Here is an 18461-nt window from a genome sequence, read left to right as displayed (position 1 = left end):
GGTGTCAATCCGGACGGGGCCCGTGCTGCGACGAGCCGGAGGTCTCGATCCCCCGCGTCGGCGACCTCAGCCACCGACCGGGTGCGTCTCGGTTCCGCCAGAACGTTCGGTACTCGGGCGAGGAGTCCATCAGTTCGTCGTGGCGCCCCACCGCGGCGATGCCGCCGCCGTCGAGGAACGCCACCTGGTCGGCGGTGCGGACGGTCTGCGGCTGGTGGGCGATGAGGATCACGGTCCGCGAGCGCCCGAGTTCGGCGATGCCGTGCGCGACGTATGCCGCACTCTCGACGTCGAGGGCCGAGAGCGCCTCGTCGAGCAGCACCACCGGCGCGTCCTTGAGCAGCGCGCGAGCGATTGACACCCGCTGCCTCTCCCCGCTCGACAGCGCGCCTCCGGCCTCACCGACGTGCGTGTCGTAACCGTCGGCGAGCCGTGCGGCGATCCGGTCGACTCCGGCCGTACGACCCGCGGCACGGATCTCCTCCGCCGATGCGTCCGGTCGGCCCACGGCGATGTTCGTCCACAGCGTGTCGTCGAACAGGTAGACGTCCTGGAAGACCATGGACACCGATTCGAGGACCCGGTCGGTGCCCAGGTCTCGGACGTCGACACCGCCGATGCGGACCGCGCCGTGGTCGACATCGTGAAAGCGCGCCACCAGATGCGCGAGGGTGGTCTTCCCCGATCCCGACGGTCCGACGATCGCGGTCGTCGTACCGGCGGGCACGTGCAGCTCGACGCCGTCGAGGACGCGTGGCCCGCCCGGATACGAGAACCGGACGTCGTTCAACTCCACGTGCGGCGCCTCGCGGCCCACCCGGCGATCGACGTCCGGTTCGGCCAGGGTCTCGGTCGCGGTCAACGCGGTGATCTGCGCGAAGGTCGCCCGAGCGAGTTCGAGACCGGTGCCGAACGGCAGAGTCCGCAGGACCACGCCCGCGGTGATGACGACGACGGCGACGGAGCCGACGAAGGACCCGTAGCCCAGTGCGCCGGAGGTCGCCCGGAGCGTCGCGACGATCAGCGTGAGAGCGGTGCCCGCCGCGACTGTCGCACTCAGGGCGGTCTGTGTCGCGCCGCGGCCGCGGCCCGCCGCGGCGATCGCGGCCCGCTGATCGGCGAGCGCTGCGCGTGTGGCTCGTTCGCCGAGCGAATCCGGACCGGCGGCGCGGATCACGGCCTGTGCGCGGGCGAACTCGAGGACCCGCGAGGCCGCCTCGGCGTTGGCCGCGTCGACCCTGGTCTCGGCCGCGTGATTCCGACGGTGCGCCCAGACGAACACGCCCAGTACCGCCGCGGCGGCGGCGAGCACGCACAGTCCGCTCGGCCAGTCGACGACTCCGAGTACGCCGGCCACCGCGGCGGTCAGCACGAGTGTTTGAAGCACCGGTCGGATCATCGTCTCCACCGCGTTCGCGGCGAACATCACACCGAACGAGACGGTACGCCCCAAGCGGCCCGAACGGTCGGTGTCGAACCAGCCGAGCGGCAGCCGCAGGACACGATCGGCGATCAGTGCGTGCATCCGCTCGATGTACCGTCCGCTCAGATCCTGCGCGACGAGCGTGCCGCGCCAGTCGAGCACCGCCGCCACCGCGGCACTCGCCGCGACGGCGGCCGCCCACGACAGGATCGTCGACGACGAGCGCGACGAGAACATCGCGTCGGCCAACGGGATCAGGCATCCGACCGCCGCGGCCACGCACAGCGCCGCGATCACCGTCGAGGCGAGGTAGCGGCGCAGCACCCGGTCGGTCTGCTCGTCGCCTATCCGGAACAGATCGGTGATCAGATTCACTGCGGTGTCTCCATGAGCTCGGTGGCGGTCGCGTACCGGCGCCACATCTGGGCGTACTGACCGTCGGCGGCGAGCAGGTCCCGGTGGGTGCCGGTCTCGACGATGCGGCCGGCGTCCAGCACGACGATCTGGTCCGCTCCGACGACCGTGTGCAGACGATGCGCGACGACCACCAGACCGCGGTCGTGCACCAGTCGGGCGAGACCACGGTGGACCTGTGTCTCCGAATCGGGATCGGCGTGTGCGGTGGCCTCGTCGAGGACGACGACGGACGGGTCGGCGATGATCGCTCGCGCGATCGCGACCCGCTGTCGCTCGCCGCCGGAGAGCCGGGCGTCGTCGCCGATGATCGACGCGTAGCCGCGTGGCAGCCGGGTGATGCGATCGTGGACCGCGGCGGCGCGCGCGGCCGCCTCGACCTCGGCGTCCGATGCGTCCGGACGCGACGACGCGATGTTGTCGCGCACCGACATCCGCAGCAGGCCGGACTCGGAGAAGACGAAGCCGATACGGCTGTACAACGCGCGGTCGGTGACCTGCCGCAGATCGGCTCCTCCGAGTCGGACGCGGCCGGTGTCCGGTTCGACGAGCCGCGGGATCATCGCGGCGAGTGTCGACTTGCCCGCGCCGGACGGTCCGACGAGTGCGGTCACCGTTCCGGATCCCGCGTGCAGATCCACGTCGTGGAGCACCGGGCGGCCCGGACGATATGCGAAGTCGACGCCGACGACGCCGACCCCGCTGTCGGCCGGCACGACCGGGTCGGTCGGCTCCACCGCGCCCGGTACGGCGAAGAAGTCGGTCAGCTCGGCGGCGGCGCCGTTCGCCTCGTGGACATGGCTGCCGGTCTGAACGATCTGGAAGATCGGCGAGGAGATCGCGGCGGCGAGCACGACGGTGGCGACGGCCGCCTCGGGGGCGGCTCCGGCGGTCGCGACCAGCACCGCGGATCCGACGGCGGTCACCGCGACGGCGAAACCCGGTGAGGAGAACGTCGACACGAGCGCGGTGCCGATCCGGGTCTGACCGACCCAGTCCCGGTACACCCGCACCAACCGCCGTGACGCGTCCCCGAACCGATCGCGACCGCGCCGCCCGAGACCGAACATCTTGATCGGTGCGATGCCGTCGACGAGTTCGGCCGTCGCCGCGGCGAGGTCGGCCCCGGCCCGACTGTAGCGGGCGTACTGCTGCGACGAGTCCTTCATCATCACCGGGAACGCGGCGGCGACGGCCGCGGGCGGAATCGTCGCGATGAGGCCGAGGCGCCAGTCGAGGACGTAGACGTAGGCGAGCCCGGCGACGGCACCGACGGCCGAGCCGACCGAATCGGGTACGACGTGCGCGATCAGCTGATGCGTCCGCGCCACATCGTCCTGCACGATCTTCTTCACCGCCCCCGACGGGGTGCGGCCGAACCAGTCGAGGGGAAGCCGCACGAGGTGATCGATCTGCCTGCGGCGCAGACGATCACCGAACTCGTTGTCGGCGCGGTGACTCACCGCGTACGCGCCTCCCGTCGCCAGATTCCCGATCGACAGCCCGACGACGAGCACGACGAGCGCCACCGTGACCCGTACCGGGTCGATGTCACCGGACGCTCCGCGCGCCAGCGGCGCGAGGGCGCGTGCGAGGTCGACGGCGGCGATCGCCGGAATGACGGTGGCCAGACCGCCGACGGCGCTGAGCAGGCCCGCGACGACGAGAGCGGGGCGCACGTCGGCGGCCAGCCGCCAGAAGGTGGGCGGGACGGTCCGGGCGGTCATGACGGGCTCCCCTCGTGTGTCGTGAGCGACGCGATGTCGAACCACAGATCGTCGTCGGCGCCGACCCACAGGCTCTGCGGATCTTCCAGGTGCAGCGACACCGCGTCCGGGCCGCGGTCGAGTTCGGCGGGCGTCGGCCCGGTGCCGCCGAGCAGTCCGTTGCCGACGGTGCGGCGCTCGCCGTGCGCCGTCGTCGGCTCACGGCGTGTGAGCACGGCGTCGAAGCGGTGGCGATCGAGGTCCGAGTCGGCGTCGAAGGCGCGCGGGCGCACCCTCAGGTGCCACGGCCCGGGCAGGCCGCTCGCCGCACGGGCGATGTCGCGGGGACTCACGAGCAGTTCGGGATCGCTGCGGATGAACTGTGCGGCGAGGTCGTCGATCCGGTCCGGCGTCGCGAACGGCTCGCGCACTCGTGCGCGCTCGCGGCACTGTGCCCGATGCAGGCCCGCGTGCCGCAGGTCGCCCAGGTAGATGTTCGCATCGTCGGTCAGATGCGGCACGACTCCGGTCAGGACGTGCGCGAGGTAGTCGACGTCGGGAAAGTGCTGGATCACCGAGTTCACCACGACGCAGTCGAAACGGTCGGCGTCGTCGAGCACTCGGGCGAGCTCGTGCGCTCCGGCGAGCTTCGAGGTGACCGCGGGATGCGGGTGCGCATCGCCGCCGGTCACCGGATCGGTGAGCACGTACCGGTCGACGATGTCGGCGAGCCCGTCGGCGATCATGCCGGTGCCGCCGCCGATCTCCAGGACGGCGCGCGGGTGCAGCCGCCGGACGGACCGCACCGACCAGTCGAGCCAGGCCTCCATCACCGCGTCGGGGATGCGGCGCCCGGTCACGTAGTCGATCCATCCGGCGAACCGGGACGTGCTCTGGTCGTCGTAGACCTCCCGGTACACGCTCGTCCACTGGGCGACGGTCGCCTCCCAGTCGGCATTCGTGGTCATCGTCGTCCTCCTTCGGCGACCTCGTCGAGGAAGCCGTCGACGAGATCGGCCACCGCGTCGACGGCCGGTGCGTCGAGCAGCGAGTAGTGGTGTGCCGCGACATCGCGACGGCGCAGGTCGCCGGTCCGGTCGCGCCAGCCGAGATCGGGCAGGTCGACGGCGTCGTCGACGCCCATGCCGATCCCGGAGTTGCGCGGTGCCCGCTCGAGTGCGCGCACCAGGAGCACCGGGGCGTCGTAGAACCGGCGCGCCGTGTGCTCGCCGAGACCCTCGAGGTGGCGGTGGAACACCGCGAGCTTGCGCTCGACGTCCACAGTGCTGAGATCCGCCCGTGCGAGGAGGGCGGACACGACGTCGCCGTGCCCGGCGGGCCCCGCATCGGTCAGCGCCGCCGCCGTCGCGGGATCCGACGACCGCAGATCGACGTCGAGGAAGGCTTCGAGCGAGCCGAGGTAGCGCAGCGTCGCGGCGGCGGCCTGTTCGCGACGTTCGGCGCCCGGCAGGGCTCGGATGCGGTCGGGGACGGTGGAGTCGATCATCACCACGCCGACCGGAGTCACCGCGTCGAAGGCCGGGTCGGCGGCGAGGATCGCGGCGACCTCGTGTGCGAGGGTGCCGCCCATCGACCATCCGCCCACCACCACGTCGCCGGTGCCCGCGTGCCGTGCGATCGCATCCGCGTACGCCGCCGCGAGCAACTGGATCGACGTGAGTTCATTCGCGCGATCGTCGCCGATCAACGCCGGATCGCACACCGCGACGACCGGGCGGTCGCGGACGGCCCGAGCGAGCGCGACGTAGCAGAGAACGTCACCGCCGGACGGATGGATCAGGTAGAGCGGCGTCCGCCGGCCGTCGGTCAACGGAACCAGTGCCGACGAATCGATCCGCGGTCGTCCGCCGACGGGCGCCGCCGTCGGCGGGACGAGACTCGCCAGCCGCGACGGGGTCGGATCGGCGAGGAACGACGCCGGTTCGACGTCGACCCCCGCGGCATCGGCGACGGCCCGCAGCATCCGGATCATCCCGAGCGAGTCTCCGCCGGCCGCGAAGAAGTCCTCCCCCGGATCCGACGGCCGCCGGCCGGTCGCCCGTTCCCAGGCGGACCGCACCGTGCGCGGGATCTCGACGGTCGAGGTCGCCTCGACCGGTCTCGATGCTTCGGCGACGTCGACGGTCGCCGTGCGACGGTCCGGATCGGGTTCGGGCAGTGGAGGCAGCGGTGTGTCGAAGGCGTCGTCGTCGGTGACGACGGTCTCCAGAATCTCGCCGATCCGGGCGAGGAGGCCGTCGAGATCGTCGGCGGCGAAGACGCCGCCCGCCGCGTCGAGATTGCAGACGAACGAACCGTTCTCCTCCGACGCCTGACAGTCGATCAGCACCTGCGGGGTCCGGACCCGCTCGTACACGTCGGTCGGATCGATCCGCGAGACCGCGGCGTCCCGAGCGGTGTCGGCGAACCCGAGTGTGGAGGTGAACACGACCGGCGCCGGGACGCTGCGCCGTCCGGTCCGGGACGCGATCTCCCGGTTGAGCTCCACCCCGGACACCAGGCCGTGGTCGAGGACGGTGCCGATCGACTCGCCGAAGCCGCGGACCACCGCGCCGAGGTCGTCGTGATCGGCCCGGACGTCCACCAGAGTGCTCGACGCGAAGGGCCCGAGGACACGGTCGATGTCCTCGTGCACCGGCAATCGGTTGAAGAACAGCATCGTCAACAGGAATCGGCCCTGTCCCGCCCATTCGGCGAGCGCACGCGCATACGCGGCGCCGACCACCGCCGTCGTCGTCACCGAGTTCGCCGCGCAGCGAGCGCGAAGTGCCGCAGTGGTGTCGGCGTCCAGGCGCAGGCTCCGACGGACCATCGCGTCCGACTCCCCGTCGGTGTCGCCGAGCGACCGCGGCAGCGCCGGAGCGGACGGCAGATCGGTCAGGCGTTCTCGCCACCAGGCGAGGTCGGCTCGCCACGCGTCGCTGTGCCGGAAGGCAGTGACGGTCGCGACGTAGTCCGCGAATCCGATGTCCGGGGTCGGCAACACCGTGTTCGGGTCGTCGTGGAAGGCCAGGAGTTCGGCGAAGAACAGGTAGAACGACCATCCGTCGACGAACACCAGCGAACAGCGCACGTGGATGCGGGCGCCGCCGTCAGGCAGCAGGTGTGCGCGCACGTCGAATGCGGGCCACGTCTGCGGATCCGGTCCGGTCCTCTCCCATTCGACGCGGGTCGCCGCGACGGCCCGTGCACCGGCGTCCGCCCCCGCGTCCCGCAGGTCCACGATCTCGACCGGTGTCGTCGCGAGCCGTGGATCGTCGACGTCGAGGATGCGTTGGCGACCGTCCGGCGTCACCTCTGCTCGGAGCATCGGCTGGTGTGCGATCAATCGGGCGACGGCCTGCCTCAGTCGGTCGGGGTCGGCGTCGCGGTCGGAGAAGTCGACGTAGAAGTGGGCGCTCTGATAGGAGATGTCCCACGCCCCGCTCTGTCCGACCCAGTACGCCTGCTGCAACGGCAGGAGATCCATCATCGGATCGGTCGGATCGGCTCGGACGAGATCGACGCCGCCGACGCCCCAGGGTGCGTCGGTCTCGACGGCGGCCAGTTCGCGCGGGGTGGCGTCGTCGACGACTGCGCCCACCGAGACCGTCACGCCGAGTTCGCGTCGCAGCGCTCCGACCAGCCGTACGGCGGTGACGGAGTCGCCGCCGGCCGCGACGAAACCGGTGTCCGGGTCGACGTCGGCGATCTCGACACCGAGCACGTCGGCGACGGCGCCGCACACGGTGGCCAGACGATCGGCATCCCGAATCGTCTCACCGCCGGCCACCAGGTCGGCGAGGTCGGCGCGCAGACCGTCGACGGCGGCGTCGAGGTCGGCGCGGTCGATCCGCGACGTCAGGAAGTCCCACTGGAGGATCAGCTCTCCGCCGAACTCGTAGACCTGGTGGTCGAGGTACACCTGCGGCGTCTGACTGCGCCCGAACACCATCGGTCCCGCCCAGTCGAGCGTTGCTCCGACGCCGGAGCCCAGCGTCGAGGTGAACACCACCGGCAGCACGAATCGCTCGCCGTCGATGCGACTACGATCGGCGAGAACGTCGACCGCCGAGTATCCGCGATGGTCGAGATCGTCGAACAACTGCGTCGTCAGCGCGCGCAGGTCGCCGTCGGCGTCGTCGGTCACCCGAGTCTCCAGAACGGTGAGTTCGGTGAAGTCGCCGACCACGCCCGCCGGACGATCGTCGAACGAGGTGGTGACGATGCTGAAGTGCGTCTGCCCGCTCCATCGGGCGAGCATCCGCGCGTACAGGGCCGCCACGGCGGCCGACTCGGTGCTCGCCCGCGCCCACCGCTGCAGCGCGGCCCGTTCGGACGCGGTCAGCGTCAGTGCGGCGCGGTCGAATCCCCGGTCGTCGTCCTGTCGGTCGTCGTCTTGTCGGTCGTGCCAGACGACGGGAGGACCGGGCAGTTCGGCTGTCCGCGTGCGCCAGTACTCGCGGCTGAGCCGGTAGGCCTCGGTGCCTGTGCGCTCCTCGAGCTCGCCGACGACATCGGCGAACGTCGTCGAGGGTGCGGGCCCGAGGTCCTCACCGCGGTACGCGATACCGAGCTCGTCGTAGAGGAGGGCGAAGCTCGACGCGTCGCAGACGAGGACGTCGATGCTCCATCCGATGCGTGTCCCGGTGGCGGTGAGCAGTGCGTGCGGCGACACCAGCGGCCACCGATCCGCCGATGCCGTGCGGGTCACCAGTCCGGCGCGCCACGACTGCGCGGCCTTCTCCGGGTCCTGTCCGCGAGCGTCGGTCGTCGTGGTGTGGAATCCGCCGGGCGGCAGCGTGATCCCGCGATGGCGACCGCCGCGGATCACCGTGCGCAGCATCGGATGACGATCGAGGACACGGTTGAACGCGGCGTCGAATCGGTTCAGGTCGATGTCACCGCAGTCGAACTCCAGGTAGCTGTGACAGGCGGCCGACGCGGTGCCGAACGTCTCGGTGCGACCGGCGAGATACGCGTGCTGGACGCGGGTGAGGCCGAACGACGATCCTCCGGTCGACGTACCCGTCGGGACGTCGGCCGACCGGATCGGTGACCGGTCGTCGGCGGGGTCCGGCTCGCTCGACGCGATGCGCGCTGCCATCTGGTCCAGGCGGGGCTCCGCGAGCAGGTCGCGCAGCCGCAGCGTGACGCCGTACCGGTCGGCGACGGCGGCGAGCAGCCTCGTCGCGAGCAGCGAGTGTCCGCCGAGTTCGAAGAAGTCGGCGTCCGGTCCGACGGTGTCGCAGTCGAGGATCTGCGCCCACAGGTCGGCCAGCCCGCCCGCGCCGTTCACCGCTGCGCCGTTCATCGCTGGGCCGTTCATCGCTGGGCCGTTCATCGCTGGGCCGTTCATCGCTGGGCCGTTCATCGCTGGGCCGTTGATCTCCGTGCCGTTGATCTCCGACCGTGCGCCGGATCCCGTGGGCGACGGCGTCTCCTCGGTGCCCGCGCGGTACAGCGCGGGCAGATCGCGGCCGGTCACCGCCATCACTCCGCGCGGCGCGGCGACACCGGTCGCCGCGAGGGCTCCGATCAACGCGGCCACCGCGTCGTCCGGGTCGAGGGCGTCGGCCAGGAGACGGCGGGTGAACGCGTCCGCGGACACCTCGCGCGGCTCCCATGTGTCCAGTGTGTTCCAGCCGTCCCACTGGATCGACAGCCAGCGCGTGGTCGCGTCGCGGCGTGCACGTGCGGCGACGGTGGCGTCGACGACCCGGTTGACGGCGGCGTACCGTCCGAGACCGTATCCGCCGATGAGCGAGGCCAGTGAGGACATGACCGCGACTGTTCGCGGTCGGTCCCCGACCGGCAGCGCGTCGACCGCCGCCATCAGTGCGCCGGTCGCGACGACCTTGCCGTCGTCGAGATCGGATCGGTCGCCGTGATCGTCGGAGCCGAGCTCCTCGAACGCCTCGGCGCCGACGACGCCTGCGGCGACCACGACGGCGATGCGAGCGTGGTCCGCGCCCAGCCGCCGCAACAGATCGGCCAGTCCGGTCGCATCCGTCGGATCGAGTCGGACGACGTCCACTCTCCCGCTGCGATGGTTCGCTGCGGCCCGTGCGCGCCGCTCCTCGACCGGTCCCCGCGTGGTGCACACCACGGTGACGCCGTCGTCGGCCAGTCGCGCTCCGATCGCGGCGCCGAGCCTGCCGAGACCACCGATGATCAGAACCGCGTCGTGTCCGACCGTCGCCGGCCGGGACCTCGCAGATCGAGAACTCGCAGATCGGATGCTCGCAGATCGGATGCTCGCCGTCTGGTCGACGGTCCGGACGTATCGGTGCCCGGACCTGACGGCCGTCTCCGTCCAGCCCGACGCGTCGTCGCGGTGATCGACGATCCCCGCCAGAGCGTCTGGAATCGCGTCGAGGGATTCGAGGTCGACCGCGCACACGGCGGCGCCGGGCACCTCCTGCATCAGGACGCGAGCGTATCCGCGGGCGGCGCAGCGCGACGGATCGCCCTCGTCGTCCGGCGCGACGATCTCGGCGCCGACACTGACCGGCACGATCAGCGGTCGTTCGCCGCGATCGGTGACCTCGCGCGCGGCGCGCACGAGCTGTCCGGCGTCGGTGTCGGCCTCGACCGGCCAGACGAGGACCGCCGAGTCCGCATCGAGCGACCGACCCGACTCCGCGAGCGTCGAGGTGATCGTCGTGGCGAGGGCGCCGCCGCCGATCACCCGGACGGCGGTCGGCGCGTCGGCCACGACGGCCGGTGCGGGAATCGGTGTCCATCGGTCGATGAACCACCGGACCCGATCGGCTGCATCCGGCGAGTCGGCCGCCTCGATCCAGTGTCGACGTCGATCGAACGGATAGTCCGGCAGTCGCGTGCGTCGGCCGCGCGGCGTCGGGAGGTCGACGCCCAGCACCGACAGTTCGGCGGCGCACCGCAGCGGCGACGACTCACCGTCGGAGGTCAATGACGTGAGCGTCGCATGGACGCGCGAGAACCCGTGTGCCCGGGTCGCCGCGGCCGTCGACGCTCCGGGGCCCACGGTGACGACCACCACCGGGCGGGCGGCTCCGACGTGGTCGACGGCTGCGGTCAGTGCCTCGCTGAACCGGACGGTGCGGCGCATGTGTCGGACCCAGTGCTCCGGATCGGCGACGTCGTCACCGGTCAGGAGGCGTCCGGTCGCGGTGCTGAACGTCGCCGTGGTGGGTTCGGCGACGGCGAGCCCGGTCGCCGCGGACCGGACGGCGCCACAGGCCGGATCGACCAGCCGCGAATGCCCCGCGGCGGCGACGCGGATGACTGTCGCCTCGTCGCCGAGGCGGTCCGCGGCCGCGGCGACGGCGGCGGCCGGACCGGAGAGCAGCGTCGAGCGGGGCGCGTCGAGTGCGGCGACCTCCAGGTCCGGATGGTCGGCGAGCAGGTCGTCGACGTCGTCGGCGCCGCGGCGCACGCGCAGCATGGAGCCGGGCGCGACGTCTTCGAGTGCGACGGCGCGGGCGGCGACCACGCGCACCGCGTCCGACAGCCCGAGCGCACCCGATTCGACGGCCGCGACGTACTCGCCGAGGCTGTGTCCGACCAGGGCGTCCGGACGCACGCCGAGTGCGGCCAGACGTCGCGACACCACCAGGGACGCGACGAACAGCGCGGGCAGCCCCTGAACGGGCCGGACACCGTCGTCGGCCGTGAGCCCGCACTCGGCGGGAGCGCACACCGCTCGCAGATCGTGGCCGGTCAGCGCGGCGAACTCCGTGGCCAGACGGTCGATCAGTCGTCGGGAATCCGGATCGGTCCGGTACGTCTCGGCGAGCATGCCGGTGTACTGGCTGCCGCCGCCGGGGAACGCGAAGACGACGGCGGGCGGGCCGTCGAGCGCCTTTCCCGGTGCGATGCGGTCGGTGATCTCCACGCCGTGAGGATCGACGACGGCCGCGGTCCGGTAGGCCAGCCCAGCGCGTCCGTGTGCCAGGGTGAACGCGACGTCGCGGACGTCGTTCGCGGACAGCGACTCGACGATGCGGTCCGCGTGGGCGCTCGCCGAGCGCGCCGATGCCGCCGTGACGGTGATGATCTGCGGTCGGTCGGCGCGATCCCGGTCGACCGGCTCCGCGCGCGGCGGCTGCTCGATCACCACGTGTGCGTTGGTCCCGCCGAACCCGAACGACGACACCCCCGCGAGCCGGGGCGCGGACGGGTTCGCCCACTGCTCGTCGCCGGCAGCCAGGACGAACGCCGACCCGTTCAGGCCCAGCCCCGGATTGGGTTCCTCGGCGTGCACGGTGGCGGGCACGACACCCGACTCGACGGCCAGAACCGCCTTGATGAGGCCCGCGACACCGGCCGCGGCCTCGGTGTGTCCGATGTTCGACTTGATCGATCCGAGTGCACACCACGGGGTGTCGGTGGGGCCGAACACCGAGGAGAGCGCCCGCACCTCGATCGGGTCGCCGAGGACGGTCCCGGTGCCGTGCCCCTCGATCAGGCCGATGTCGGCGGGCAGGACGCCCGCGACGGCGTGCGCCTCGGCGATCACGCGAGCCTGGCCGATCACCGACGGTGCGGTGAACCCGGCCTTGTCGAGTCCGTCGTTGTTCACCGCGCTCCCGCGCACGACGGCGTGGATGCGGTCGCCGTCGGTGATCGCGTCGTCCAGGCGTTTGAGGACCACGACTCCGGCTCCCTGCGTGAAGACGGCGCCGGTCGCCCCCGCTCCGTAGCTCCGGGTGTGTCCGTCACGCGAGAACGGACCGTCCGGGACGTGGAGGTAGCCCTGCCCGCGCGGCACGTGCACCGTCGATCCGCCCGCCAGCGCCAGATCGGCCTCGCCGGTCAGGAGCGCCGACACCGCGTGGTGGACGGCCACGAGCGATGTGGAGCACGCGGTCTGGACCGTCACCGCCGGGCCGCGGAGCCCCAGCCGGTACGCGGTGCCCATCGCGAGGTAGTCCGGTGCGTTTCCGATGGAGCAGGTGAGCGCGGACACCGGGTCCTCGCCGCCGAGCGGATCGAATCGGTGCGCGAGATTGGTGTGGAGGTAGCCGTTCTGCGAGGTCCCCGCGTACACCCCGACGTGGTCGACTCCGACGCCGTGACCGTAGCCGGCGGCGTCCAGTGCGAGCCAGGCCTGTTCGAGGAACAGTCGATGCGCGGGATCCAGGTGCGCCGCCTCGTGCGCGCCCATGCCGAACGCATCGGCGTCGAACTCCTCGATGTCGCCGAGGTCCGAGCCCACCGGAACGTACTCCGGGTGGGCGCGCAGGCGCCGCGCCACCGTCCGGGCCAGGGCGTCGTCGTCGTAGCGGACGAGGCCTTCGCGCCCGTCGAGGATCAGGTCCCAGAGGTCGTCGGCGGTGGGTGCGCCGGGAAAACGGGCGGCGATGCCGATCACCGCGATCGCGTCGCTCATCGGAGCCCTCCGCGACGTCGAAGGCTCCCGCGGGCGTGTGCGCGGGCCAATGGATCCACGGATGCGTGCGACGCGGCGGTCGACGACGGGGACGGTGCGGGGATGGCGAGCTCCTCGGAGAACGGGGCGGGACGGGGCGGGTGGAGTCGGTCCGCGAGTGCGGCGATGGACCCGGTTTCGAACAGGTCGAGGACGGTGAGGTCGCCGACGGATCGGTCGACGAGTTCGTTGCGGAGGGCGACCAGGTCGAGCGAGGTTGCGCCGAGGTCGAAGAACGATCGGTCGGCGTCGAGTCCGCCGGCGTCGACGTCGAGCACCTGCGCCAGCGTCTCCCGGATCACCGAGCGCACCGCGGGATCGCTCGGCGCCGCGGCGATCGGCCGACGCCCGCGCCGCAGGTCTGTCACCGTCCGCAGCACGGCGGAGGGCGCAGCCGGAGCCGGTTCGTCGGGGACCCGTTCGTTCGCGACAGCATCGAGTCTGCGTGCGAAATCGGCGAACGCCTCATCGACGAAACCGTCGACGAAGGCCGAGGTGATCGCATCCCAGTTGACGACGAGCGCGCCGTCGCCGACGAACGTCTGCATGTCGATCAGGACCTGCGGTGTCTGACTGATCGAGTACACGGTGCGGCCGAACGCCGCGAGCAGTTCGGACGCGTCGCGGGAGGCGGTGATGCCCGACGAGTACGCGATCGGCAGCACGGGCACGGCGCCCGCCCGCCCGGAGGAGTCGATACGCGGTGCGCTACGACCCGACGGGCGGTCGAGGGCGGCGAACAGTTGCTCGGCGGTGCTCGCGGACCGCTCGGCGAGCCCGCCGACGGCGGGTGGCGTCGCGACGATCGTCGACGAGTACTCCCCGACGACTCGACGGTGCTCCGTCGGCCGGTCGAGCACGGTGAGGACGATGGAGAACGCGTCGGAACCTCCCGACGCGGCGCGGAGCGCGTCGGCGTACAGGGTCACCAGCAGCGCGTCCACGGTGGTTCCGAGGGTGCGCGCGTACGACTCCAGGCGTCGGGTGCGCGACGCGCTCAGCACGGTTCGACGTCGGTCGAAGACCGTGTCGTCGGGTCGGCGCATCGGCAGCCGCGGTTCGACGACCGTCACCGGCCGACCCGCGGTTCCCGCACGGGCCGGATGCTCATCGGCCCAGTCGAGGAAGCGTGCCGCCGGTGGTTCGACGTCTCCGCCGCGGTAGAGCGTGTACAGATCCTCGGCGAGCGTCACAGCGCCCGCGACGTCGCAGAACAACATGTCGAGCTCCACGTGGAGTCGGGTGGTCCGGTCGTCCAGGAGGCTCGCCGTGACCGAGAACCACCCCGGGGCGAGGACGTCACGGACCCGACGGGACCGCTCGGAGCGTGTCCGCGCCAGCACCGCCTCCTGCCGCGGCGCCGACAGGTCGCGCAGGTCGCGGACGTCGAGGTCGGGCACGTCGTCGACCGCGGCCAGGCGCTGCGCGGCGTCGGCCGTGGCGTACGCCCGCAGCATCGGATGGATCTCGACGAGGCGCCGACACGCTCCGCGGAGACGATCGAGGTCCACTCCGTCGACATCGATCTCCGAGTAGTAGTGCGGCGCCACGGGAGCGCCGAGTCCACGGTCCGCGCGACCGACGTAATACGCCAGTTGCATGTCGGTGAGCGGGTGGGTGGCGGTGTCGGCGTCGATCGTGAGCGCGCGAGGCTTCTCGACGCGGCGCGGCGCGCCGGGACGCAACTCCACCCGGCACAGCTGTCCGGGAACGTCGGAGAACTCGGTGCGCACCTGCACGCCGAGACGACCGGCCCGTCGATCGACCGCCCGAATCCAGGTTCCCGCGTCGATGAGCAGATCGGCGGCCGACCGGTGACCGGAGTCGGTGCGCACCACCACGTCGAGTGGAAGTCGGGCGTCGAGTGGAAGTCCGGCGTCGAGCGCCGCCCCGGTCGCTTCGGGTTCCTCCGGCTCCGGCGTCCGCTCCGCGGGCGCCGGGCCCGCGACGTGGTCGCTCGGCCGGGGCAGGTCCGCGCGGTCGGTCAGGTCGGCGACGCTCGCGGCGGCGAGTTCGGCGAACCCCGGCCGACGGCCGGTCGTGTCCTCGATCAGGTTCGCCAGCCGGACCAGGATCATCGAGTCGGCGCCCGCACTCAGCAGGGGGCGGTCCGTCGGGAACCGGTCGCCGACGATCGCGGCGACCGCTGCGGCGTCCACCCGTGTGCGCGCCGGGGGCCGCGACGAGGACGATTGCGGCCAGGACGATTGCGACGAGGAAGGCGGCGCGGAGGTCGCCGGACGGTGTGCCGTCGCCGACCCGGGTGCGTCCCGGGTCGGGGCGAGTGCGGCGTGATCGATCTTTCCGTTGGCGGTGACCGGCAGCTCGGATCGGATCTCGATGGTGCGCGGAACCATGTAGGCGGGCAGGGCCGCGTCGCAGTGGGCGCGAAGATCGTCCGGGTCCAGATCCACGGTGTTCGCGGTGTGTCCGACGACATGCGCCACCAGGCGCGGGCGCCCGTCCGGACCCGGGTGTGTGGTGGCGACGGCCGCCCGGACACCGGGGTGGCGGCTCAGCACCGCGTCGATCTCGCCGAGTTCGATGCGGAATCCGTTGATCTTGACCTGCCGGTCGTTGCGACCGAGGAACTCGATGGCGCCGTCGACGCGCCATCGCCCCATGTCACCGGTGTGGTAGAGCCGTTCACCGGTCACCGGGTGCCGTCGGAAGCGCCGAGCCGTCTGCTCCGGGTCGCCGAGATAGCCGCGCGCGACGCCGTCGCCGCCGATGAACAGTTCACCCGGTTCGCCGACCGGCACCGGGCGCCCGTCGGGTTCGTCGAGCAGGCGGAACCACTGACCGCTGAGCGCGGTGCCGTACGGAATCGACGGGGCGCCCGGGTCGACGGCGCCGATCCGGTGGTGGATCGACCAGATCGAGGCTTCGGTGGCTCCGCCGAGGCTGACGATCTCGGCGTCCGGCATCAGTGCGCGGATGCGGTCGGGAAGCGTCACCGGAATCCAGTCCCCGGACAGGAGGACCAGCCGGATCGAGCGCAGCGCATGCGCACTGTCGCCGACCGCTTCGCCGTACTCCACCAGCATCTCCATCAACTGCGGTGCGGTGTTCCACACGGTGACCCGGTGCTGGGCGATCAGGTCGAGCCAGTGCCCCGGATCGCGGTCGCGGCCGGGTGTCGGCACGACGAGTCCGCCGCCCGCGCCGAGTACGCCGAACACGTCCCACACCGACAGGTCGAAGCTCAGTGCCGACAGCCCCAGCACTCGGTCGTCGGGTCCGACGCCGAAGCGTTCGTTGACGTCGTCGATCGTGGTGCGCGCCTGGTCGTGCTCGATCGCGACGCCCTTCGGCTCACCGGTGGAACCGGAGGTGAAGATCGCGTACGCGAGATCGTCCGGCGCCGGACGGTGCGTGACGAACGCGCCGGTCCGGGCACCGCCGTCGGGTTCGATACGGGTGACCGACGGCGGCAGTTCGACGTCGTCGGCGACGGCGTATCGGGCACCGGACCGCTCGACGACGCGGGCGATCCGGGGTGCGGGCCAGGCCGGGTCGACGGGGACGTACACCCCACCCGCCATGAGGACGCCGAGCACCGCGCAGATCTGTGCGGGTCCCTTCGGCAGTGCCACGAGAACGGTCCCGTCGTGCGCGCGCCCGTCCGCCTCCCGCGCGGCGTCCAGGCGTGCGGCTATCGACCGTGCGCCGTCGACGAGCCCGCGATAGTCGAGGACTCCGGACTCGGTGAGCACAGCCGCCCGGTCCGGCCGCTCGTCGGCGGCGTGCAGCAACGGTGCCGCCAGCCCGGGGCCGTCGACGGCGGTGTTGTTGCGCAACCGGTCCGCGACCGGGCGGAAGAACGGATCGGCGTCGAACGACGCCGAGGTCCACGCGGCGTCGGCGGCGCCGAGCAGCTCGATCGCCGAGACGAACGCCCGCTGCATCCCGTCGACCACGCCGGCGCCGAACGCGTCCTCGACGGCGTCCCAGGCCACGACGACGTTCTCACCGCTGCGCCAGGAGATCGCGTCCAGAAGGACCTGCGGGGTCTGCGAGACGCCGAACGCCTCGTCGCCGATCCACGCACCCGGATCCTCCGATCGCGGCGTCTGCTCCAGCGCCGAGGTGAAGACCACCGCGCCGCCCGGACCGTCGTCGCCGGGCAGTGCGGGCCGGTCCGCCGCCAGTCGCGCCACTTCCACTCCGGCCACGGACGAATGGTCGACGGCGTCCCAGAAGTTCGCGGCGACTGCCGCCGCCCGATCGGCGAATGCGGTGGCGTCGCACGTCATGTCGACCAGCGCCGTGGTGGTGAAGTCGCCGACCACCGCCGCGGCATGCGGCAGGTCGGCGGGCCTGTCGAACAGAGTGATCGTCACCGTGAAGCGGTCGCCCGCGCCCCACCGGCGGAGCACGTCGCCGAACACCGCGAGCATCGCTCCCGAGGCGGTCAGGCCGCGGCGCGCACATGCCGCGGAGAACGACTCCCAGACCGCGGCGTCGATGACGCGACGATGACGTCGGAAGTGCGGTACGCCGATCTCGGCCGCGGTCCGCAGCGTCGGCAGGCGTGCGGCGTCCGGAAGCGTGCTCGCGCGATCGGACCAGTAGGCGAGATCGCGGTCGCGGCGGCCGTCCGCCGCACGGCGTCGTGCCTGCTCGGCGAGCAGCCCGGCGAAGTCCGCGGCCGGTGCGGGCGGCAGGTCGCCGCCGCGATGGGCGACACCCCATTCGTCGATCACCAGACGCCAACTGGTGAAATCCATCAGCAGGACGTCGAAGCTCAGGCACAGTCGGATCGTGCGGTCGTCGAAGACGAGTGCGGTCACCGCGTGGACGGGCCACCGGTGCACGGGCGCGCACCGATGCGACAGGTCACGGCGGTACTCCTCGAGGAGTGCGCCGCGATCGTCGGCGTCGAGTCCTCGGAGGTCGCGCACATCGATCCGGTGGACGCCGGGAGCGTCGAGCACCTGCTGCAGACCGTCCCTGCGGACTACGGCGCGCAGCATCGGGTGCCTGTCGACGACGACGTTCCACGAGTGCTCCAACGCGGTGATCTCGTCGTCGGGCGATCCGTCGGTCACGGTGCGGTCGAACTCGAAGTAGAAGTGCGTCGACACTCCCCCGAGCGGATAGTCCGGGCCCCGCCCGATCCAGTAGGACGTCTGCACGGGGGTCAGCGCGAACGAACCGTCCGCGCGCACCGGTGCGCCCTCGCCGACCGCGGCGGCTCGGTCCGGCACCTGGTCGCCCTCGTGAGCGCGGATGTATCTGGCGAGGTCGGCGGCGCATGCCTCACCGAGGAACTCGCGGAGCGGAACCAGTACGCCCGTGTGGTCGGCGATGGCGCGTTGGACGGCCACGGCTCGAAACGACTCGAGTCCGGCATCCACCAGGGACTGGTCGGCGGTACACACCGATCCGGTGTTCTCACTCACCGTCGAACAGATCCATTCTGCTGTGTCATCGCAGTTCTGCGGCATGGATTACGCTTTTCCTCTCGGCTTAACAAATGCATTCAGATGGCTTTTCACAT

Annotated in this window: 5 protein-coding genes; all 5 read right to left on the bottom strand. The window is 71.8% G+C overall.

The genetic code is table 11. From position 1 onward, the window contains the following. Positions 1 to 4: 4 nt before the first annotated feature. The 5 genes from BKA16_RS14190 to BKA16_RS14170 are packed head-to-tail and all read right to left on the bottom strand — an operon-like array spanning position 5 to position 18408. Positions 5 to 1798 (bottom strand): ATP-binding cassette domain-containing protein, encoded by a 1794-nt coding sequence (locus BKA16_RS14190; protein WP_183371268.1) that lies wholly within the window; start codon positions 1796 to 1798, stop codon positions 5 to 7. Continuing rightward, a complete protein-coding gene (locus BKA16_RS14185; RefSeq protein WP_183371266.1) occupies positions 1795 to 3564 on the bottom strand; it encodes an ABC transporter ATP-binding protein in 1770 nt (589 codons plus the stop codon). The genes BKA16_RS14190 and BKA16_RS14185 overlap by 4 nt, the downstream gene beginning before the upstream one ends. Further along, positions 3561 to 4511 carry a methyltransferase domain-containing protein gene (locus tag BKA16_RS14180; RefSeq protein ID WP_183371264.1) on the bottom strand — a complete coding sequence of 317 codons (951 nt, stop codon included), beginning with the start codon at positions 4509 to 4511 and terminating at the stop codon, positions 3561 to 3563. The genes BKA16_RS14185 and BKA16_RS14180 overlap by 4 nt, the downstream gene beginning before the upstream one ends. Next, entirely contained in the window at positions 4508 to 12919 is an 8412-nt protein-coding gene (locus BKA16_RS14175) for a type I polyketide synthase (RefSeq protein ID WP_183371262.1), read from the bottom strand. Before BKA16_RS14175 ends, BKA16_RS14180 begins: the two co-directional genes overlap by 4 nt. Further along, positions 12916 to 18408, bottom strand: a complete 5493-nt coding sequence (locus tag BKA16_RS14170; RefSeq protein ID WP_246371775.1) for a non-ribosomal peptide synthetase — start codon at positions 18406 to 18408, stop codon at positions 12916 to 12918. Before BKA16_RS14170 ends, BKA16_RS14175 begins: the two co-directional genes overlap by 4 nt. Positions 18409 to 18461 lie beyond the last annotated feature (53 nt).

The organism is Gordonia humi, from assembly GCF_014197435.1.
In the GTDB taxonomy this organism is placed as follows: Bacteria; Actinomycetota; Actinomycetes; order Mycobacteriales; family Mycobacteriaceae; genus Gordonia; species Gordonia humi.
Note: the sequence above shows the minus strand (reverse complement) of the source record. Positions and strands in the feature narration are given on the sequence as shown.